Annotated in this window: 14 protein-coding genes; 8 read left to right on the top strand and 6 right to left on the bottom strand. The window is 67.0% G+C overall.

The genetic code is table 11. The annotated features are described in order from the left end of the window. Positions 1–88: 88 nt before the first annotated feature. From KIK09_RS40545 to KIK09_RS40535, 3 genes are all read left to right on the top strand, one after another. Positions 89–1,045: a D-alanine--D-alanine ligase family protein gene (locus KIK09_RS40545; protein ID WP_214324810.1), complete on the top strand. Its 957-nt coding sequence runs from the start codon at positions 89–91 to the stop codon at positions 1,043–1,045. Next, positions 1,042–2,421 carry a UDP-N-acetylmuramoyl-tripeptide--D-alanyl-D-alanine ligase gene (locus KIK09_RS40540; protein ID WP_214324809.1) on the top strand — a complete coding sequence of 460 codons (1,380 nt, stop codon included), beginning with the start codon at positions 1,042–1,044 and terminating at the stop codon, positions 2,419–2,421. The genes KIK09_RS40545 and KIK09_RS40540 overlap by 4 nt, the downstream gene beginning before the upstream one ends. A 155-nt stretch (positions 2,422–2,576) precedes the next feature. Beyond that, a complete protein-coding gene (locus tag KIK09_RS40535; RefSeq protein ID WP_214324808.1) occupies positions 2,577–3,269 on the top strand; it encodes an aspartate/glutamate racemase family protein in 693 nt (230 codons plus the stop codon). An 89-nt stretch (positions 3,270–3,358) separates the two neighbouring features. Here KIK09_RS40535 and KIK09_RS40530 read toward each other — a convergent pair whose 3' ends face one another. Together KIK09_RS40530 and vanY-N are read right to left on the bottom strand one after the other, a co-directional pair. Next, entirely contained in the window at positions 3,359–5,317 is a 1,959-nt protein-coding gene (locus tag KIK09_RS40530) for an ATP-binding protein (protein WP_214324807.1), read from the bottom strand. Between the two features lie 128 nt (positions 5,318–5,445). Beyond that, entirely contained in the window at positions 5,446–6,006 is a 561-nt protein-coding gene (gene vanY-N, locus KIK09_RS40525; protein WP_214324806.1) for a D,D-peptidase/D,D-carboxypeptidase VanY-N, read from the bottom strand. A 191-nt stretch (positions 6,007–6,197) separates the two neighbouring features. On the opposite strand from vanY-N, the gene KIK09_RS40520 reads away from it, so the two are divergent. From KIK09_RS40520 to KIK09_RS40505, 4 genes are all read left to right on the top strand, one after another. After that, complete coding sequence (locus KIK09_RS40520) at positions 6,198–6,872, top strand: response regulator (protein ID WP_214324805.1); 675 nt, start codon at positions 6,198–6,200, stop codon at positions 6,870–6,872. Positions 6,873–6,879: 7 nt separating this feature from the next. After that, on the top strand, positions 6,880–8,364 hold the full coding sequence (locus KIK09_RS40515) for an ATP-binding protein (protein WP_214324804.1): 1,485 nt from the start codon (positions 6,880–6,882) through the stop codon (positions 8,362–8,364). Next, the gene (locus KIK09_RS40510; RefSeq protein WP_214324803.1) at positions 8,361–8,846 is read left to right on the top strand and encodes a GerMN domain-containing protein; all 486 of its coding nucleotides are present in this window, start codon (positions 8,361–8,363) and stop codon (positions 8,844–8,846) included. Before KIK09_RS40515 ends, KIK09_RS40510 begins: the two co-directional genes overlap by 4 nt. 664 nt (positions 8,847–9,510) lie before the next feature. Then, positions 9,511–9,759, top strand: coding sequence for a hypothetical protein (locus tag KIK09_RS40505; protein WP_214324802.1), 249 nt, complete (start codon positions 9,511–9,513; stop codon positions 9,757–9,759). Here KIK09_RS40505 and KIK09_RS40500 read toward each other — a convergent pair. Then, complete coding sequence (locus tag KIK09_RS40500) at positions 9,702–9,950, bottom strand: hypothetical protein (protein WP_214324801.1); 249 nt, start codon at positions 9,948–9,950, stop codon at positions 9,702–9,704. The genes KIK09_RS40505 and KIK09_RS40500 overlap by 58 nt on opposite strands. A 171-nt stretch (positions 9,951–10,121) precedes the next feature. Further along, the gene (locus tag KIK09_RS61010) at positions 10,122–10,856 is read right to left on the bottom strand and encodes a CPBP family intramembrane glutamic endopeptidase (RefSeq protein ID WP_504740306.1); all 735 of its coding nucleotides are present in this window, start codon (positions 10,854–10,856) and stop codon (positions 10,122–10,124) included. Here KIK09_RS61010 and KIK09_RS40490 point away from each other — a divergent pair. After that, entirely contained in the window at positions 10,804–10,992 is a 189-nt protein-coding gene (locus tag KIK09_RS40490) for a hypothetical protein (RefSeq protein WP_214325106.1), read from the top strand. The two genes, KIK09_RS61010 and KIK09_RS40490, sit on opposite strands and share 53 nt — an antisense overlap. 549 nt (positions 10,993–11,541) lie before the next feature. Here KIK09_RS40490 and KIK09_RS40485 read toward each other — a convergent pair. Both KIK09_RS40485 and KIK09_RS40480 read right to left on the bottom strand, forming a co-directional pair. Continuing rightward, positions 11,542–11,850, bottom strand: coding sequence for a hypothetical protein (locus KIK09_RS40485; RefSeq protein WP_214324799.1), 309 nt, complete (start codon positions 11,848–11,850; stop codon positions 11,542–11,544). Next, complete coding sequence (locus KIK09_RS40480; protein ID WP_214324798.1) at positions 11,847–20,540, bottom strand: DNRLRE domain-containing protein; 8,694 nt, start codon at positions 20,538–20,540, stop codon at positions 11,847–11,849. Before KIK09_RS40480 ends, KIK09_RS40485 begins: the two co-directional genes overlap by 4 nt. Between the last annotated feature and the right edge of the window lie 25 nt (positions 20,541–20,565).

Raw genomic sequence — 20,565 nt, 5'->3', positions numbered from 1 at the left:
GCCGACACTCGGCCGGCTGGCCCTGCGACGGCGAACACCGTGCCGCCGGCGGTGCTGTCTCCATGCCACTGAGGAAGGCTGATCGATCGTGACCGAACGCGTACGCGTGGCCGTGCTGGCGGGTGGGCCGTCCGCCGAGCATGAGGTGTCGCTGCAGTCGGCGCAGGCTGTGCTCGATGCTCTGCCGAGGGATCTGTACGAGCCCGTCGCCGTCATCATCGACCGGCAGGGCAGGTGGCCGGTGGAGCTGCGACGCGATCTGGCGGACGTGGTCTTCCCCGTGCTGCACGGGCCGTTCGGCGAGGACGGCGTCGTCCAGGGGCACCTGGAGACCCTGGGCATCCCGTACGTGGGCTGCGGCGTCCTGGCCTCTGCCGTGGCCATGAACAAGGTCGCGATGCGGCGCACGTTCCTGGCGGAAGGCATTCCCGTCACCCCGCATGTGTGGTTCACCGAGCACGAATGGCTCACCACCGCGGACCACTGGAGTCTGGTGAAGTCGCTCGACTGGCCGATGTACGTCAAACCGGCCAACATGGGCTCCTCCATCGGCATCTCACGTGTCACTTCCATGGAGGAGCTGCGCGCGGGCGTAGATCTGGCGCTGGCATACGACCGGGTGGTCATCGTCGAGCAGGGCGTGACCGCGCGCGAGGTCATCTGCGGCGTGCTCGGCGGCTATGACACTCCGGATGCTTCGACGCCCGGCGAGCTCATCGTGCCCGGCGACTGGCTGGACTATGGGGCCAAGTACCTCAGCCAGGCCGAGATCGCCATCATCCCTGCCGTACTGCCAGAACGGGTGGCCGAGGACGTGCGCGAGCTGACCCTGCGCGCCTTCCGGGCGATCGGTGGCTACGGCCTGTCCCGTGTCGACTTCCTCTACGAGGAGGACACCGGACGCCTGTACGTGCTGGAGATCAACACCATGCCCGGCTTCACCTCCCGTTCCGTCTACGCCAGGGCCTGGGCCGCAAGCGGTGTCCCGTACCCGGACCTGCTGCGCCGCCTCATCGACCTCGCGTTCGCCAGGAGCGGCTCATGATCCCCATGACGCTGAACAAGATCGCGCAGGTCGTCGGCGCAAGCATGTATGACGTGCGCGACCCGCGGGCGCTGGTGACGGCGCCCTCGGCGGTCGACTCCCGCGAGGTGGTGCCTGGCGGCCTGTTCGCCGCGACGGTCGGCGCCCGCGTCGACGGTCACGACTACGCGGCCGGTGCCATCGCGGGCGGCGCCGTCGCCGTGCTTGCCTCAAGGCCCGTCGGCGTGCCCGCCCTCGTGGTCGAGGACGTCCAGCTCGCGATCGGCCTGCTGGCCAGGCACCTGCTCGAACACACCAGCCCGACCGTGATCGGCCTGACCGGCTCCGTGGGCAAGACCACGACCAAGGACCTGCTGGCCCAGGTGCTCGAACGGCACGCGGCGACGGTCGCCACCGACAGGTCGTTCAACAACGAACTCGGGCTGCCGCTCACCGTGCTGCGTGCCGATGCCGCCACGAGATACCTGGTGCTGGAGATGGGTGCGGGCCGCAAGGGCGACCTGACGTATCTGACCGGGCTCGCACCGCCTCAGGTCGGGCTGGTGCTCAATGTCGGCACCGCGCATGTGGAGCGGATGGGAGGCGGGCCGGCCGACGTGGCCGCGGCCAAAGGCGAGCTGGTCGAGGCACTTCCGGCGGACGGGTTCGCCCTGCTCAACGCCGACGACCCGTACGTCGTGGGCATGGCCGGCCGTACCAGGGCCCAGATCCTGTTGTACGGCAGGTCGGCGGAGGCGCAGGTGCGAGCCGAAGACGTGCGGATGGACGACCGCGCGCGAACCGCGTTCGAGCTGGTGACGCCCTCCGGCCGCGCCCCGGTCGGGCTCGACCTCGTAGGTGAGCACCAGGTGAGCAACGCCCTTGCCGCCGCAGCCGTCGCCACCGCACTCGGCCTGGGCGTCGCCGAGATCGCCGATGGGCTGAACGTCGCACGGCGACGCTCAGCAGGCCGGCTGGAGATCGTCGAACGACCCGACGGCATCACCATCGTCAACGACACCTACAACGCCAACCCCGAATCCATGCGGGCAGGGCTGCGGGCGGTGAAAGCCCTGGCCGGCACCCGTCGTACCGTCGCCGTGCTCGGCGCGATGGGGCAGCAGGGGGACGCCTCCCGCGCCCGGCACGCGGAGATGGGCCGGCTCGTCGCCGACCTCCGCTTCGACGTGCTGATCGCGGTCGGAGCAGGGGATCCGCTCGCGATGGCATGGGCGGCGGCGTCCTCGAACCAGGGCGTGGCCGTCCATACCGTCGAGGACGTGGCCGCAGCCCTCAGCCTGGCCACCGCGCTTCTCGAATCGGGAGACGTGGTGTTCGTCAAGGCCTCCAGCGAGATCGGTCTCGGTGCCTGCGCCCGTGCCCTGGCCGGTGCCTGACCGTTGGCGCAAACGCGCTCAACCTGGACAAGGCACCGACCCGGCTCGAGCCGGTCCAGAGCACGGACGGCCCCCACGGTTGAACAGCTTTTGGTCTGCTGAATGAGCAGGCACTCCGTCTAGCCTGCCGGCACAAGCTGGCGAAACGGAGTTCCATGCGCACTATCGGTCTCATCGGCGGGTTGAGCTGGGAATCGACGGTGATCTACTACCAGATCATCAACCAGCGGATACGCGAACGACTCGGCGGCAGCCATTCCGCCAACAGCCTCATCTGGTCGGTGGACTACACGACCGTCGAGGACCTCATCTTCGCCGACCGCTGGGACGAGGTGAGTACGTTGCTGACTGGTGCCGGCGGGAAACTGGAGGATCTCGGCGCCGACCTCCTGCTCATCTGCAGCAACACCTTCAGCCGGGTGAGCGACGACGTGGAGCGGGCCGTGAGCGTGCCCGTGCTGCACATCGCCGACGCCGTGGGCGCCGAGGTCCGCGCCAAGGGCATGCGCAAGGTCGGTCTGCTGGGGACCCACTTCACCATGGAGCAGCCCTTCTACCGGGATCGGCTGGCCACCCACGGCTTCGACGTGGTCGTCCCACGGCGTGAGCAGCGGGAACTCGTCCATCGCGTGATCTTCGACGAACTGGTGCGCGGCGTGCTCCGGGAATCGTCCAGGGACGCCTACGCCCAGATCATCGATGATTTCGCAGACGACGGCGCCGAAGGCGTCATCCTCGGCTGCACGGAGATCGAGCTGCTGATCAGTGAGAAGGACAGCGCCATCCCGGTGCTGCCGAGCGCTCGACTGCACGCGGAGGCGGCGGCCGGCTTCGCGCTTGCCGGCTGACACGCCCTCGGTCGCGTTCGTTCACGCCGACGGCCAGGGGCGTGGCGGGTGTTCGCCCAGGTCCACATACCGCGAGGGCACCCTGCGGCTCAGGTGGATCGGTACGCCGGTGCGTTGGTGCCGTACAACTCCCGGTGCCACAGGTCGGCGCAGACACGCTCGATGCCGGCCGTCAGATGGCGGCGGTAGGTGGTGAAAGGGAGGCCGAGCCGTTCCGCGGCCAGCTCCTGGGTGGGCGTGCTGCGGAGGAACGTGACGGACAGCGCCCGGTGGAACTTGAGCGAGCGCGGATCCTCACGCAGGTCGTCGATCGCCTGGCGTAGCAGGTCACCCAGTGCCGTGGCCGGGTCCTGCCCGGCCCGCTCGGCGATCAGCCTGGTGCGCGTCAGCGGGGAAGCGGCGAGCGCGTCCAGCCGCGACAACTGGCGCAACGCCTTGCGAACCGCCTCGGCGAACTCCGCCTGGGACAGCACCGCCAGTTTCGCCGTCGTGGCACTCGGGCTGCCAAGCAGTTGGTTCATCCGCTCCAGCCATGCCCGCGTCGGCACCGCGCGCCAGTCATGAACCAACAGGGCGTACGCGTCATCGCCCAGCCGTGGCTGCTCGGAGATGTCACGCATCCCGTAATGCTCCACCCACGCTTGATTCGGATGCCGTATCTCGATATATGACCATGCCATCCGCTCGGCCCGCAAACAATTGCCGATCACTCGCCACTGGATCAAATCCGTCACCGGCGAGTTCCCGCGATACGGCGGCAGCGCCCATAGCCGGCTGACTGCCAGATGTTCACCGGCGCGCAACGGCGTGGTGGCACGCGCATGCGCCCACGCCATGGCCACGATGGGATCGGCCGTCAGCTCCTGCTCATCGAGTTCCGCCAACCGCAACCACGCGGAGAAAGCCACGAGCTCGCCGGTTTCGGTCCGTCGATACAGCCGGAACGCCTCCGGCCGGCGTTCCGCCCAGAAGGCGGCGCAGTCCGCGGACGCCGCACCCTCCGCTGCGGTCGCCACCCGGAGCAACGTGCCGACATCCTCCTGCCGCAACGCCTCCTCATGGAACTCGCCCTCGTCGTGGCGTCCGTGGAAATCGGCCGGCGCCTCGTTACCGCGATGCAGGTAGAGCAGTGCCGCCACCGCGCCGGGCACGTCCACATCGCTCGCCGTACGCACCCTCTCCGCCAGATGCGCATGAATGCGGTCGTGCATCACCGCGTACCCCTCGGGATCCCGCCATCGGAGGTCCGCCTCCAGCAGCTCCCGCACCACGTCATGCGGAAACAGCCCGAGACTGCTCGACTCCACGAACGGCAACCGCCGCAACCACCGGAACAACCTCCCGGCGTCCTCCGGCAAGGCCGCCCGCAGCAGGTCCTCCGTCGTCATGTAGGCATGCGCGCAGATCTCCAGAGCATGCCGATGCGCTACCGAAGGCAACTCGCCCACCAGCTGATCCAGCAACGTGGCCACGACGTCCTGATTCGGCATCCACCGCCTGCCGCCCCCTCCGTCCTTGACCGCCACGGCCGCTCCCAGCAGCAGCGCCAGCGGATGGCCACCGGCGAAGGCCAGCAGCGGCTCGCGCAACTCGGCCGGCACCCCGGAGGAGTTCATCAGGGCCTTCGCATCTCCGGCCCGCAGGTCGCGCAGCGGCAGCACCGCCAGCGCCCCCGCCCATCCCGGATCCGCCTGCCACCGCATATCCGGCGGGTTTCGCCCCGCGATCACCACCAGCGCCCCCATGGGCACCCGCGGCAGGAACCGCTCGCGCAGCCATCCCTCCAAGCCCTGAACGCGTTCGAAGTTGTCGACCAGCAGCACCGCGTTCGCGTCGCGAAACACCAGCTCGGACGCCGCCGGCTCCAACATGCGCCCCTCCACCATGGACACCGGCCGCTCCGCCATCGCGGCCTCGTGCGCGAACCGCCGCAACAAAGCCGACTTCCCGATGCCGCCGGGACCGTGCACGTACAGAACGCTGCAGCCGCCGCCGTACAACGCCGCGTTGAAAACCGCGAGCTCTTCCTCCCGCCCCACGAACGCCATCTCGCGCGCTGCTCGCAGGCGCCATTCCAGGTTGTCACTCCCTGATGACATACCCCTAACCCCTTTCCGAACGCCCGGGCCGAGCCCTTGGGCGCACTGGTCGGATTGCCGGTTCGGTTCTCCCTGGGCTACATCTCGCTCAAGTAGCCGACGCCGGGGTGGGGTCGTCGTCGTGGTGGCGTGCCGCCGCTGTCCGGCCGGTACTCGAAGTGCCACCACTCGTTGTCGTAGATGCGGTAGAGGTCGTAGCGGGCGCCGTGTTCCTCAAGCCAGCGCGCGCCTTCGTGGGGGCGCACGTCCAGCGCGATGCCCTTGACGTGGCTGGATTCCGCCGGTGGTAGCACGAGCATGCGTGCCGAGGCCGGGGAGCCGGACCGGCGCACCTCCTCGTCGAACATCCGTTGCTGGACAACGGGATCGCGGTATCCCGAGGTGAGGCCGATGAGCTGGCCGTGACGCCAGAGCGCCTGGGTACGCGCCGCGGTGAACGCCGCCATGGCGCCGTCGGTGAGCCCGGTGAGGTCCTCGGCGGGGAATCGCATCCCCAACGCCCAGCGGCAGGCCAGTTCGCGGGCGCGGCCGGGATGGCGGGCGAGCGCCGCGGGCAGCAGGAGCACGGCCAGCATCAGTGTGACCGCGGCGAACAGCCGGTCACGGGGCCGAGATGGGATGGTGCGTGGTTCGTCCATGACGAACCACCATTGGCGCCGAATGTGCGCGCGTTGTCCGCCGTATGTCACCGTCTATCGACGGCGGCCACCGTCGGCGCGACTGTGACACAACGATGACACGGTGCGGACGAGGAGGGGACACCGCAGGCCGACAGTAGATTAGGTTGACCGGCGGGCGAGTTACGGAGCGTGCGGTGAAACTCGGCGGCGTGTCGCGAGTGTTGTTGATCGAGGATGACCCGGCTGTGCGGGAGGGCTTGGAGCTGGCCCTGACCCGGCATGGGTACCGGGTGCGCGCGGTGGAGTCCGGCGAGCAGGGGCTGGACCGGCTGCGTACGGACCTTCCCGACGTCGTCGTGCTCGATCTGATGTTGCCCGGCATGGATGGATTCGAGGTCTGCCGCCGCATCCGGGCCGCCTGGGAGGTACCGATCATCATGCTGACCGCCCGCGGCGACGACATAGACGTGGTGGCCGGGTTGGAGGCGGGCGCCGACGACTACGTGGTCAAGCCGGTGCAGCCCAGGGTGCTCGAGGCCCGCATTCGCGCGGTGCTCCGGCGGATCGGCCGGGATCAGGCGGAGCTGGAGCGGCACGGGGAGCTGACCATCGATCGGGCCGGGCTTGTGGTCGCCAACCGCGGCGTGCCGGTCAGCCTCGCCCCGACCGAGCTGCGCCTGCTGCTCGAACTCTCCGCCGCGCCGGGCCGGGTGCACAGCCGCCAGCAGCTGCTGGAGTCGGTGTGGGAGCACGGGTATTTCGGCGACTCGCGTCTCGTGGACGCGTGCGTGCAGCGGTTGCGCGCGAAGATCGAGGACGACTCGGCGGCGCCCGTCTACGTGCAGACGGTGCGTGGGTTCGGGTACCGGTTCGGGCCGGTGTGAGCCGCCGGTGGTACCTCGGCCGAGCCTGGGGCTGCGTGCCCGGCTGTTGTTCGCGTTCGCGCTGCTGTGTGTGGTCACCGCGGCGGCGGTGTCCGGCGGGATGTACGTTCAGGCCCGCAACGACATCCTGCAGCGGGCCCAGGATGGCGCGGTACAGGCGATGAAAAACCGCATGGAGACGACGCTCTTCCCGTTGCGGAGTGCGGCGCCGGGCCCGGATGAGCTCGGGGAGATCGCCCGCACCGTGGTCGACCAGTACAGCTTCGTGGTCGCCGTCTACCACGAGGAGTACTCGGTGGCCGGCCCGCCGGGGCGCCCTCCGGGGCGTTCGGGGCCGGGCGGGGACGCGCCGCCCCCGACTGCCGGGGCGATTCCACCGGAGCTGCGGCAGGTGGTGGCCGGCGGCGAGATGGCGTGGCAACGCGTGGTGTGGCAGGGTGCGCCGTACCTGATCATCGGCACGCCGTTGCTGATCGTCGAGCAGAACCGGCCGACGCGGGTGTCCGGCATCGAGGTCTACACGGCGCGCAGCCTGCGTTCCGAACAGAGCAGCATCGACGAACTCGCCGCACGCGCCTGGCTCATCGGCGGGGTCGCCCTGGTGTTCGCGGTCGTGCTGGCGTTGCTGGCCACCCGTGGCGTGCTGGGCCCGGTGCGCGAGCTCGGCCGGGCGGCACGCCTGCTGGGCGAGGGCGAGTTGCGAACCAGGATCGCGGTCCGCGGCTCCGATGAGCTGGCCGACGTGGCACGCACGTTCAACAACACCGCCGCGGAGCTGGAACGGCACGTCAAGCAGCTCCGCGAGATGGAGGCCGACGCGCGCCGGTTCGTGGCCGACGTGTCCCACGAGCTGCGCACCCCGCTGGCCGCGTTGGCCGCGGTCGCCGACGTCCTCGATGAGGAGGCGGCCGGGCTGCCCGAGCCCGCCGGCAGGGCCGCCAGGCTGGTCAGCCAGGAGACGATCAATCTCACCGGACTGGTGAACGACCTCATCGAGATCAGCAGGTTCGACTCCGGCGTCGCGGCCCTCGCGCTGAACGAGGTCGACGTGGCCGAGCTGGTGCGCGCGACCCTGCGTACCCGGGGCTGGTCGGAGCAGGTGCAGACCGAGCTTCCACGCGCGGTGACGGCACGGCTGGACCCCCGCCGAGTGGACGTCATCCTCGCGAACCTGGTCGGCAACGCCCTGCGGCACGGCGAGCCACCGGTGTCGGTACGGCTTTCCGCCGACGCGCACTGGATCGCTCTGGAGGTCCGCGACCACGGACCGGGGCTAGGTGAAGCGGTGCTGCCGCACGTGTTCGACCGGTTCTACAAGGCCAGCGCGGCCAGGGCCAGGTCCGAGGGCAGCGGCCTGGGCCTGGCCATCGCGAGGGAGAACGCGCGCCTGCACCAGGGCGACCTCACCGTCTCCAACGCCCCGGACGGCGGCGCCGTGTTCACGCTGCGCCTGCCACGCCGGGCACCCGATCCGGACGGAGGCCCCGAGTGAGGACCGGGCTCGCCCGCCGCATGCTCGCCGCATGCCTCGTATCGCTCGTCGCCGTGGCCGGCTGCGGCGTGCGCCCCAGCGACGTCATCCGTGCCGGCGCCCCGCCGAGCGGACGCGTCGCACCAACCACGAAGATCACCCTCTATCTGGTGAAGAACGGCCGGCTCAGCGCGGTGACGCGGCCCAGTGATCGTCCAGTGTTCCAAGCGGACACGCTCGCGCTGCTGGCAGCCGGACCCACCGCGAGGGAACGGGCGCACGGTTTCACCACCGACGTCCCGCGCGAAGCCGGCCCGTTCTCGCTGACCGCCAAGCCGGCCGGCCACTTGGTGGTGACCCTGTCCGCTGCGGCCGGCGAACTGTCCACACTGGCCGTCGAGCAGATCGTGTGCACGGCCGCCGCCACGTCGCCGGAACGCCCTGCCCAGGTCACCGTCATCGGTGCTGGGCAGAGCATCGACCCCCGCAACTGCCCCGGGTAACGGCGACCTATCCCCTACTCCGGTCAGATCGCCTTGGGCTCGGTCAGCTTGAGTGGAGCGTACGGCTGGCGGTGGTGACTACGTCGATGACCGCAGCGGCGAGGTCAGGGGCCGCGCGCGGGGGCCTGCCCTGGCCGAAGCGAGCGTCATGGGAGGCCGGATGGTTACGGCCTCGCAACCAGGCGGCGCGCTGGGCTGTCCGGAGATTGTCTGGTGTTGTGGCTCCGCCGGTGCCTCCATCCGGCAGCAACTCGGGGTGCCGTTAACGAACGTGTCACCAGCCCGCGCGGCCCCGACCCATTCCCGCTGCTTTGTACGCAGATCTCTACAAGCTCGGTCAAAGGGTTGTTAGTGGTATCCAGTCATGAGTCAATCCGATCGTGACCGCTGCAGGGACAGAGGACTCGGCCGCCACCCAGAACTTCCGGCAGGCCAGAGCTCTTGGAGCGCTCCAGGCACACGTCGAGCAACTGGCGCAACAGCTCGAGTTGCGCGGCCGGGAGATCAACGCGCTGCAGGTGGAGGCCGCCGGCAGAGCCAGGCCCTGGTGGCGCGAGCCCGCCACGATCATCGCGCTGGTCGCCCTCGCGGTGTCGGCCGTGTTCTCCGTGCTGTCGCGCCTGGACCTGTCGCAGGCCGACGACCAGGCCAGCTCACCACGCTGGTGCAGCGGCTCACCGCGATCCAGCGCGAGGTGCTGGCCACCGTACGCGACAGTGCCAAGGCCACGGGCACCGAATCCGTCGACTACTACGCCAACATGGCGAGCAGCCTGAACACCGACAGGGGCATGCTCGCGCGCCAGGCCGCCGACCTGGCCGAGACGATCGCCCGCCTGGTCACCTCCGTGGAGTTCTACGCCGTGTCCCAGGAACTGTGGCAGTCGGGCGAGACCACCAGGCGCTGCGGATGACCGCGCACGCCGAGGAGAACGCCAGGAACGTCCAGGAGTACACCGCGGCGGTCAGGCAGCGCGCCGTGATCCTCTTCGGCCTCCAGCGGTATCCCGAAGGGCGCGCCCAGATGCAGCGCCCTGGACGTCTTCACCGCCAGGCCCGACTTCGCCCGGGAGAACGCGCCGGTCCAGCGCACCGGCATCCTCATCGACACCCAGCTCAAATGGGGCCAGCTCGAGTTCCAGGTCGCCGGCTGCGAGGAGGTCGCCCACCTCGACGCCGCGGAAAAGCTCATCCAGACCTGGCGGCTACCGCCCACCGCACCCTTCGCCAAACAGCTCAGCACACTACGCAAGCTGGTCCCGGCTAGCTGCGCCTCCTAGGCCACCGCCGCCGTGACGCGTTTGCGGCTGGCGCAGATGTCGTCAATGAGGTTGTACGTGCGGGTCTGCTCCACCGTGAAGATGCGGTCGCGTTCGATACCGCAACGGATGTCCAGGACGCCGCACCCAGTGTGCCGGGCCAGGACCTCCTCCTGCTGATCCACTGCCCGCCTCTGCTGGACCGGCGTTGGCCTGTATGTCGAGGACCTGGACCTACGCCTGGACGAGAACACGTCCGCACCCACCTCAAGGGCGGAAGCGTACGCACCGCCCTGCTGGACGACCGTGCCAACGTGCTCAAGCTCTACCTGGCCCGCGCAACCTACACCGCCGGGCGCTGTTCCGCGCCTCCATCGACGGCCGCGGAGGACCGCTGTCCTACGACGCCGCCGAAGCCCGAGCGGCCATCGCCCGGCTAGTCGCCGGTAACCGCGAGAGGGCGTCGTGCACTGCGGATGCCGCCCGTCGATAGGAGCAAAGTCGTGCCGGGGTACATCCCGATCGACACCCGCAGATCCTTCTTGCGCCAGATAAGCCAGACCCCCGGAAGCATGAACACCGCTCTGGACAGGACCCCCAGGGCGACCAGAAGTGGTGCAGCGAGAACAGAGCGGCGTTGCCCACCGGCCCAGCCGGGAGAGGCGGGGCATCAGGAAGCCGCGGAAGTAGAGCTCTTCGATGATCGGGAACGCCAGTCCGGTCAGCGGAATGCACAACGCCAGCGCCTTCACCGCCGACACCTACACCTCCGTCTACCCACAGGTAGCCACCGCGGCGGCCGAGAAGACCGCCGCCCTGCTCTTCGGCGAACAAGACCAGACGCAGCCAGGCAAACTCATCTCACTACGAGACTGCCAATCGGATTAAGCATCCGGCCCCGCATCGCCACCTTCTCCTGGCGAGGCGGGGCCGCTGCTCTTCCCGCAGAAACCGAGGGGCGAATGGATCACGGGGTGTGCAGGGTTGGCGCACGCGAGCACGCAAGGAGCACGTCGACGCCAGACTTGTATTCTGGAACGCATCCGACGCCGCGTTTTGCCAGTTCAGGGCCGTGATCAAAGCGCGCCCCGCAGGATTCGAACCTGCGACCGTCGGATTAGAAGCAAGATCTTTTAGTGCCGCGCAGTGACGTTAGGTTATAGTTCGTGCCGCCTCAGCGCGTTTCGTGTGTCCAGCTGTGCCAGGTCCTGACGCCCAGTGACGGGGCGTACGAGCACGCACCGAGCACGGCGAACACCCCGATGTGGTCATTGCGGGTGGCGCCACACAATGGATTAAGTACCGCAGAGCACGCCGACACTACGCATGGACGACGGTCCTGTGCTCGGGCCTCATTCGTGTCGCTCGGATCTTAATGCCCGTCAGGACATTAAGATCCGAGCTATAGCATCCTGCGATTTCACTTCCCCAGAACACTCAGAGCGGAAAGTCGTTATGCCATGGCGCATTAAGATCCACAGGGTCCACCCCTGCTTCTCGGACGGCCTCGTCTATCTGATCGATAGTGTCCACGATCTTCAAGTATGGCGTGAGCATGTCCTCCTCGAAGAAGCATTCGTCATCATCGACGATCTGCTTCGGAACCTCGATCGCAGCTACCCTGAACCGACCGTCCGGAAGAGGAAGAACCCATACCCACGAATACCTGTCCGCAGAGTCGCTCTCGCGCCTGGCTGACACCAACGCCCTGGTCATAGTGAGACGGTTCAGCACCTCTGCCTTCATTTTTCACCCCAGAATATACGGATGATGGGTCCGTCGAACGTATGGATCTGAAGGTGCGGTAGGGCGCCATCGGCGTTGTTGATCCCGTGGCCTACGACGCGACCGTCTGCGCCAATGACATCGTCCCAATGATAGGTCCCCACCTTTGATCCAAAGTATTGCTTGGTGCCGACTCCATCAAAACCAGTCGCATTTCTATATCCGGCCCCTTGGAATTTTCCAAGGAACAGCTCCTCCGCCTGACTCCGCGACTGAACGTGGATGCTGGTTGCACCCTCATCAATAGCCTTGGCAGCCCTGGAAACGGTCCCGCTAGACCAAGGAATCTTACAGGGCCCGGAGTTGTGGACGAGGATTGCTTGGTCGCCTACCAGGACATAGTAGGTGTGGATGTCGTCAACTGTCAGGTTGTACATCACCTGAGCTCGGACGAACGCTCGGACGGCTAGGACACGTACCGTGTCGCCGCTAACTGTGCGGAGCTTCTCGCCGCGGAGGAGCTCTCTAGCGTTGACCCACTTGTTCCGGGTCACGCTCCAGAAGGGGTGCTCCTGAGTGGTGTTGATGGTGGAGGCACGCCCGCTGCTCGCCTCAACGACGACGTCTGCCATGGCGGTGTCGTTGTTGCGGTGGAGGGCCGTAATCTTCCTCGCGACGGTCTTTCCTGTTTCAGGATCAGTGGCGATTACCTCGTCGCCGATCTTGACGTCCTCTATGCGTTTCCGAGTTCCGTCGGCCATTTGGACGCTGGTGTCGGCGTCAAAGCTATTGCAATTTTTGATTGCCTTTGCCGCATCTTCTGCGACCTCAGCGAGCTCGCGCGCCTTGCCTGCGTCCTTGAAAAGCTTACCGATCTTTCCGATCTTGCCGACGGGGATGATGTTTACCGCGGCCCAAGCACAGGCCCCAGCGTCGCCGCCGACGCAATCCACAAAATCCTTGACGAACAGATCATAAAGAAGCGATACTTCGGATTTTCCCCAGCGGCAATTTTCTAGGCCGATCTTCTGGCAGGCCTTGAAGTAGCTATTAATGTCTTCGCCGGGCCGAGGAGACGGCGTCGGCGTGCCCTGCGGTTCCGCGCTCTTGTCTGCCTTGGACTTCGGCGTGGACGGATTCGGTGTGGGCGCGAGTTGCGGCCCGGTTTGAAGGGGGCCATCCTTTGCTACTTGTGCCGAGCAGTAACCGTAAAGGCAGTTGTCTGGTGCGTGGCCATCGATTTCTATGTTGTTGATGGGGTTGCCGCCGGTGAAGGCGTAGCGGTTGGCGGTCCAGGGGTCGAGGCCGAGGCCGAGGTCGTCGAGAGCGCCGTTGTAGGAGTCGAGGTTGAGGAAGCGGTTGAGGCCCGGGTTGTAGTCGCGGAACCCCATGTCGTACATGCCGGTGGAGTTGTCCCACCGCTTGCCGTTGAACCGGTACGGGTTGTACTCGTCCTTGGCCGTCGGGTCGACCGGGTCGGGCTTGTCGATGCCGGTGAAGAGTTTGTCGTCGTTGCTGCCGTAGGCGGTGTAGCCGTAGGTGGCGCGGGTGTCGCCGTTCTCCTTGGTGATGTCCTCGACGTCGGAGTGGGCGTTGTAGCCGTAGTAGGACGACTCCTCGGCACCGGTGTCGGTGATCTTCGTCTGGGACAGACGTTCGCCCCACGGGGAGTATTGGAAGGACTTGGTCAGTTGGCCGGCCACCTCTTCGTCCAGGACCTCGCTGGACAGGCCGAGGTAGGAGTAGTTGGTGGTCTTCGCCGAGGCGGAGCCTTCCTTCTCCGTCTTCGACGTTGTCCGGTCGAGCGGGTCGAAGGTGTAGCTGGTGACCGTGGTGGCACCGTCGCCGCCGAGCTTCTCGTGCTTGATGACGTGGTCGAAGCCGTCGTAGGTGTACTTCTCCTGGGTTTTGCCGCCACCCTGGATGGTGCGCAGCCGGCCGAACGGGTCGTAGGTGTAGGTGGAGGTGGCGCCGTCGGTGACCGAGGTCATCAGCCGGTTGCGGTCGAAGTTGAAGGTGGTGGTCTTGCCCAGGACCTGCTGCTGCCAGACGTTGCTGTTGGGGTCGTGGGAGTAGGTCTCGGTCTCCGCCGCACCGCCGCCGACCGGGGTCTTCACCGTCTTGGCGATGCGGTCGCGCGGGTCGTAGGTGTAGGCGTAGTCGTTCTCTAAGTACGCACCCGGGTTGTCGGCGTTCTGGAGTTTGGCGTGATCCGACGCGCGTTGCAGGTTGCCCTGGTAGCCGATGGTGTGCTCGGCCACGATGGCCGCGTTGGGCTTCTTCTCCACCGAGTAGCGCAGGACGCCGGACAGGAAGTAGTCGTAGTCAACGGTGTTGCCGTTGGCCTTGGTCTCCTTCAGCCACTCACCGCGCGGAGTGTAGGTGTAGCCGGTCGTCTTCGGCAGCGGATCCGATGCGGACTTCTTGTTGACCACCTGGTCGACCAGGTCGCGGATATCGTAGCGGTAGGTCGACAGCACCTTGTCGTGGGTGAGCTGGGTGACGGCGCTGTTTTCGTTGTAGCCGTAGCTGGTGGTGTTCTTCAGGACACCCTTCAGCGTCTCCTTGATGGTGTCGATCTGGTTGAGACCGGTGTAGGAGATGTCCCAGTTGTCGATCTTGGCGTTGGCCGAGTTGTCGGCGATGTCGATCAGGTTGGCGTTAGGGTCGTAGGTGTAGGCGAAGTCCTTCTTCTCGCCGTCGGTGTCGCCGCTGTTGTCGCGCACCAGCTTGACGGCGTCAGCGATGACGCTGCCGTTGGCGTTGTCGGTCAGCGTGACGGTGTCGCCGAGGCCGGCGGTGAAGGTGTAGGTGCCCAGTTGCACCCAGTCGCCGCTGTTCTTGGTCTGGTCCACCGTCACGGTGTCGGTGGTGGCGCCGTGCTTGACCTGGTAGCCGGCGTTGGTTGCGGTCGCGCCGGCCGGGTATTGGGCGTAGAGCTTGTAGCTGCCGTCGGCGGGGATGGTCAGGTTCCAGGTGAAGGAGGACGAGCCGGTCCCGGCGGGGGCGACGGCGTAGTCGTAGCCGACGAAACCCGAGGTGGCGCTCGTCTGCACGCGCGGGCCGACCACGTTGGAGGCCAAGCTGCCGCCCGAGGTGGTGGTCCAGCTGCCGGTCGCACTCACCTGGCCGGTGTCGGAGTTGTCGTCCAGGACGACGTCCAGGCCGAGCGGGACGCCGTTGTCGGAATGGGTCTTGAGCTTGCCGTCGGGGTAGTAGCTCCAGTCCAGCGCCCGCTGCGAGGAGTTACCGGCGGAGGTGACGGTGCGGTTGGTCTGCTCGCCCAGCTCGTTGTAGTCGTAGCTGGTTTTGATCTTCCACGCATCGGTGGTGGTCTTGGACCAGCCGTTGTCCCAGTACGTCATCGAGGAGACGTTGCGGATCGACTGCCCATGCGAGGGCGGGGAGGAGATCTCCTGCAACCGGGAGACCGGGTCGTAGGCATACAGCACCGAGTCGGGGGTGTTGTAGACCGGGTCGGACCGGTCGTAGGGGAAGACCTTCTCGCTCGGCCGGTTCAGCTTGTCGTACTTCGTCTCCTGCACGAAGTCGACCAGGTCACCGCCGCGCTCCACCCCACGCGGGGTGATCACCTTGGTCTGATTGCCGACCTGGTCGTAGACGAACTTGGTGGTGACGTACTTGATCACACCGTCGGTCTCGGCGTGCGGCACGCGGGTTTCGACGACGGCGCCGCGCTGGTCGTAGACGGTGATCGACTTGTTGTTCTCCTGGTCGGTCTGCCCGACCACCAGCCCGTCCAGGTCATAGTCCGTCGAGGTCTGATAGCCGGCCGCGTCCTTGACGGTTTTCACCCGATGGTTGAGGTCATAGCCGTAGATCGCTGTGTAGTCGTTCGCGTCCGCGGTGGCGTTCTTGCGCGGATCGATGACCTTGGTGGTGTTGCTGACGTTGTCGTAGCTGTAGCTGATCTTGTCCTGTTTCGCGTTGACGACGTCGGTCAGCTGGTAGATCGCGTCATACAGATAGGTGGTGACGTAGTCCTTCGGGTCGGCCGGGGTGAGGTTGCCCTTGGGCTCGGTCTGAGTCTTCAGATTGCCGGCCAGGTCCCAGGTGAAGGACGCCTTCCGCTCCGGATCACCCGCCTTGTCCACCGGCAGGATCGAGCTGAGCAGCTGGTCAGCGTCGTCGTAGGTGGCGGTGGAGATGGCCCCGTTCGGGGCGGCCATCGTGGTGACGTTGTCGTTCGCGTCGTAGATGGGCGCCGGGGTGACGATGAAGACCGGCTGTGCGGCGTCCTGGTCCTTGGGGGATTTGTTCTCCAACGGCCGTTTGAAGATGTCGTAAGTCTGGGTGGTCTTCTTGCCCAGCGCGTCGGTCACCGTCAGCACGTTGCCGCGCACGTCATAGGTGGTGGCCGTGACGTTCGAGTACGGATCGGTGATCGTCTTGGGGTAGCCGGTCGGGTCGTAGTCGCCGTAGGAGGTGGCGTTGCCGTTGGCGTCCGTCGAGGTGATTAGCTGGCCAAGAAGCGGGTCGTAGTCGTACTTGGTGGTGTAGTCGTTGGCATCCGGGGTGGTGGCGCCGATCGGGTCGGTGACCGACTTGAGGTTGCCGTTGGCGTCGTAGCGGAACTCCCACTTGCGGCCCTCGGGCGACGTCTTGAATCTCAGGTCCGCGGTATTGCCGCCCAGCCCGGTGTCGTAATCCAACACGGTCCCTGGGGTGCCGTTGGCGTTGGCCTCGGCATCCTTGATCGTCAGCGGGTAGCCGGTCTGCTGGTCGTACTCCCAGGTCGTCTTGGCCTGGTTGGGCTCGGTCAGCGTGGTGACGTTGTGATCGCTGTCCCAGTCCAGAACCGTGAGCTCGTTCTTGGCGTTGGTGATCTCGTGCGGCCTGCCGGATGCATCCAGCAGATACTTGGTCTGATGCTGGAGCGGGTCGGTGACCGTCGCGTTGATCGTGCTGCCCTGCGACCCGTCGGGGTCGACGTAGTCGAAGTGTGTCCTTCCCTGGAGCCGGTCCGTCAGGTCGGAGATCTTCCACTTGTCCTTCGGGTCGACCGGCGCCTCGTAGTAGGAGAACGTCGTGGAGTGATCCCGCGGATCCTTGACCGTCTTCAGCTTGACGTTCTTGTTGCCCTGGGTGGCGTCATAGCTGAAGCGGAACGTCTTGGCCTGCGCGTCACCGTCGCCGTCGACCATCTTGGCCAGCAAGCCCTTGTCGGTGTAGGTGAAGGAGACCTTGCGGCCGGCGATGTCGGTGATGGTCTGGACGTTGTCGATGATGTGCGGGTTGGTCAGCTTGGTGTCGCTAACCTCCTGCCCGGCGTCGTTGATGTAGGTGTAGTCCTGGCCCTTGGCGTAATAGTCCAAGGACAGAGTGCGCCGCCCGGCGGCGTCGGTGATGTACTGCAGGAACTTGGTCGGCTTGTTGTTGGACCTGCGCCGCTCGTAGGTGAACGACATGGTGTTGCCGTTCTTGTCCACGATCGCCGACTGGAAGCCCTCATCGTCGAAGAAGAACTGGGTCCGGTCGGGCTTGGTGAACACCCACTGCCGCAGCGGATCGGCCGATCCGGTCTTCTGCAGGTACAGGTGGATGCCGCGCGGGTGGGTGTAGTCACAGGTGGCCGGGGTGCAGTCCTTGACGTCGGCGCCGTGGGTGTCCAGCGTCCACACGTGCGTGGTGCCATCGCCGTCGGTCAACCGCACCTGGGAGGGCCAGGCCTGGCCGGGCGGGTGGAAGTACACCTGCGAACCGAGCTTCGACAGCGTGGAGGTCTGCAGCGACCAGCCGTACCCGAGCGACGCGCTCGAGGTGTCGAGGCTGTTGTAGGCCATCCGGACGAATGTCTGTGCGCCGCGGGAGGGGTTGGAGAAGGCGTTGTAGGACCAGACCAGGTTCCCGGCATACGGGTTGACGAGCGCGGTCGCCCCGGCCCCGGTGTTCTTGCCGGTGTAGGAGTAGAACTTCTCCAAGCCCAGCAAATCGCTGGTCGGGCTGTCGATGCGAATCTGCTGCGGCAACTGCGGGAGGCCGTGCGAGGCGGACTGCCAGTTGTTGGTGGTGTCCTGGCTGTCCCACACCAGGCTCACCGCCTCGGCCAGGTTCCCGTTGGCGAGGACCGGCGCCTTGACGGTTGCGTTCACCGTCACCGCGTGGTCGGGAGCGAGCTCGTCTGGGATGGGAGTGAGGATCTGGCTGGCGCCGGTCACGTCGGTGCCGTCGGGCAGTTTCCAGAAGTAGCCGAGCTTGATCGTCCCGGCGGGCCAGGTCGTCGTGGTGGTGTTGGTGACGGTGACGGGGATGGTTTGCTGCTCGCCCGCCACCATCCGCGGCGGAGTGGCCAGGGCCTGGTAGGTGGTGGCCGGGTCTGCGTAGCGGACCACCAGCACCGGCCGCACCTCGCTCTCAGGCGCCTCGGAGGAGGTGAGGGTGGCGCCGTTGCCGCTGGTCGGGCAGGCTTTGTTGCTCTCGCTTGTCGGGCGGAGCAGCAGTCCGTGGTTGCTGGCGGGGTCGGCCACCCACTTGGCCGCTATCGCGTCGAAGCCGTCCACCTGCTCCCAGGTGGGGCTACCGGGCGCCAGCCACATCGGCTGGCCGACCTGGGGCGCGTTGTAGTCGCCGCCCGGGGTTGTCCACGCGCTGCCCGAGGCGGCGTTTTGCCAGGAGGCGCTCGCCTCGTCGAAGTCCCGTTTGAGTTCGTAGAAGCCGTAGCTGGCCTCGGCCCCTATGGCAGAGGCCGTGGAGAAGTAGACATGAGCCAACAGGTACTTGGTCGATGCCGGGATGATCGAGGTGTCGAACTTGATGAGCGCCCGGGTGTTGCCCAGCGTGGTGCCGCCGAATCCAGCGCGCAGTTCGGCCAGCCCGCCCGGCGTGTCATGCCCCTGGGTGGGCTGGCAACTGGACAACGTGGTGTCCATGCTGGCCGGGACTTCGGCGTAGGCGTCGCCAGGAGTGGGTGTTCTGACCCACTGCGGACCCGACGTCGAGGCCTGCCCGTCCTCGCGCACGGCCACCACTTGGTAGGTCGCGCCGGCCGACGGCGGGGCCGTGGTGTCGACATAGAAGGTCGCCGTGGGCTCCAGCGTCGCCACCAGCGTCGCCGCCGACGGGGTGAACGGCTGGTCCGTGCGCATGCGGTGGACCTGGTATTCGGCCACCTTGCCCGGACCGTCATAGGCCGACCAGGACAGCTCGGCGCCCGTGGCGTGCACGATCCGCGGCCGTGCCAGCGCCACTGACGGCATCCCATACGTCAAGGTCAGCTTCGGCATCGGCATGACCGGGAATCCGCCCAAGACATCACCGGCGGTGTAGATGGGGCCGCCGGCCGCCGCACCCTCGTTGACCGCCTTGATCACCACCCCATGGTTGGCGATCGATCCGTTCACCCAGCCCTGCACCAGCGCGGTCAGCGGATAGCTGTGCCAGATGTGCGCCTCGGCCGGCTGGTAGGTGACGTTCGCCGCCACCGGCCCGATCGCGGTGTTGATGGAGTTCCACGTGACCGTCTGTCCGTCCCACGCCTGCGTGACCTGACGGGCCTCCAACGGCACCACCCCGGTCGCTGGTAGCGACTGGTCGTAGTAGAGGCCGAGCTCCGCCTTGTCGATCACCGTCCCCGACGGGACCAAGCTGGCCAGGTTGAACTGCACCAGGCTGCGCGCGATGCTGCTGCCGCTCACGCCGACCTGCAATCGGCCATCGCCGTCGAAGTTCGTCGACGCCGCCGAGGAGACGATCGTCGCGTCGTTGGAGGTGTTCCAGTCCGGCGACACCACCACGGTCGGGTCGATCGTCACTGGCCAGGCCCGCCCGGCATCGGCCAGCCAGCCCGCGTCCGGCGTCACCGTGATCGTCACCTGGTCGCCCTGCTGGCCAGTCACCTCCTGCCGCACCGCCGCGGAGTACCGCTTGCCGTACGGCGAGGCCGCATCATCCGCGCTGTCGATCATGAACGGTTTCGGCAGGAGGAACACCGGCTTGCCCGAGCCCTGCGATAAGAAGGCGATCGAGCCGTCCTGCTGCGCCTTGGCCTGCAACTCGCCCGACGCCGTCACCGTGAACGCGAACGCCGCCCCTGAGGCAGGCGCCTGGGACAGGACGATCTTCTCCTTCACCCCGGACGACGTCACCTCATACACCGCATCCGCGCCCGGCCCGAACGCGTTCCGGTAGGTCACCTTCGACCCGTCCACCTCGGGCGTGAGCTTGGCCGCCGGACCCGCAAGGCCGAATGTCAGCTGCGCGTCGCCCAACCCGACCCGGACCAGCCGGTCCGTGCCGTCGGAAAATCGCGTCGCAAACCCTGTCCCGTCGTCGCCCCAGCCGTCGTCCACCTGCTTGACCGCGGTGTCGATCTTCTGCCAGTCGCCCCGGGCATCGCGATACCGCTCCGGCGCCGCGGAGATCTCGACCTGGCGGCGGCCGTCCTCGAGCTCGAAGGTCTTGCTGACCGCGGTGCGCTGGCCGGTCAGCTCCTTGACCCGCTTGCCGGGCTCCTTGACCGGATCCAGCTTGTAGGTCGCCCCAGCTCCATCCCGCCCTGGCAACGTGACCGGGACGGGCGAGGCACTCATGCCGCCATGCGGCTCGTCGGTGAACCAGCCCGCGACCGTGGCACCGAGCCAGGACGCGAACCGGGAGATGACCCTGGGTTCGGCAGAAGCCGCGATGCTCAAGGTTTGCGCCGATGCTGGTGGCGGCGGTGCGAGCGCCGCCACCAGCACGAACACGATCATCACACCGACCGCGCGATGTAACCGC

Source organism: Nonomuraea sediminis (assembly GCF_018531495.1).
Lineage (GTDB): Bacteria > Actinomycetota > Actinomycetes > Streptosporangiales > Streptosporangiaceae > Nonomuraea > Nonomuraea sediminis.
The sequence above is the reverse complement of the archived record's forward strand: the minus strand, read 5'-3'. Positions and strand labels throughout refer to the sequence as shown.

Bases quoted from the DNA above. Each gene is read 5' to 3' on its own strand.
- KIK09_RS40540 (WP_214324809.1), top strand. From the start codon at position 1,042: ATGATCCCCATGACGCTGAACAAGATCGCGCAGGTCGTCGGCGCAAGC.
- KIK09_RS40535 (WP_214324808.1), top strand. From the start codon at position 2,577: ATGCGCACTATCGGTCTCATCGGCGGGTTGAGCTGGGAATCGACGGTG.
- KIK09_RS40530 (WP_214324807.1), bottom strand. From the start codon at position 5,317: ATGGCGTTCGTGGGGCGGGAGGAAGAGCTCGCGGTTTTCAACGCGGCG.
- vanY-N (WP_214324806.1), bottom strand. From the start codon at position 6,006: ATGGACGAACCACGCACCATCCCATCTCGGCCCCGTGACCGGCTGTTC.
- KIK09_RS40500 (WP_214324801.1), bottom strand. From the start codon at position 9,950: ATGAGGATGCCGGTGCGCTGGACCGGCGCGTTCTCCCGGGCGAAGTCG.
- KIK09_RS40490 (WP_214325106.1), top strand. From the start codon at position 10,804: ATGATCGGGAACGCCAGTCCGGTCAGCGGAATGCACAACGCCAGCGCC.
- KIK09_RS40485 (WP_214324799.1), bottom strand. From the start codon at position 11,850: ATGAAGGCAGAGGTGCTGAACCGTCTCACTATGACCAGGGCGTTGGTG.
- KIK09_RS40480 (WP_214324798.1), bottom strand. From the start codon at position 20,540: ATGATCGTGTTCGTGCTGGTGGCGGCGCTCGCACCGCCGCCACCAGCA.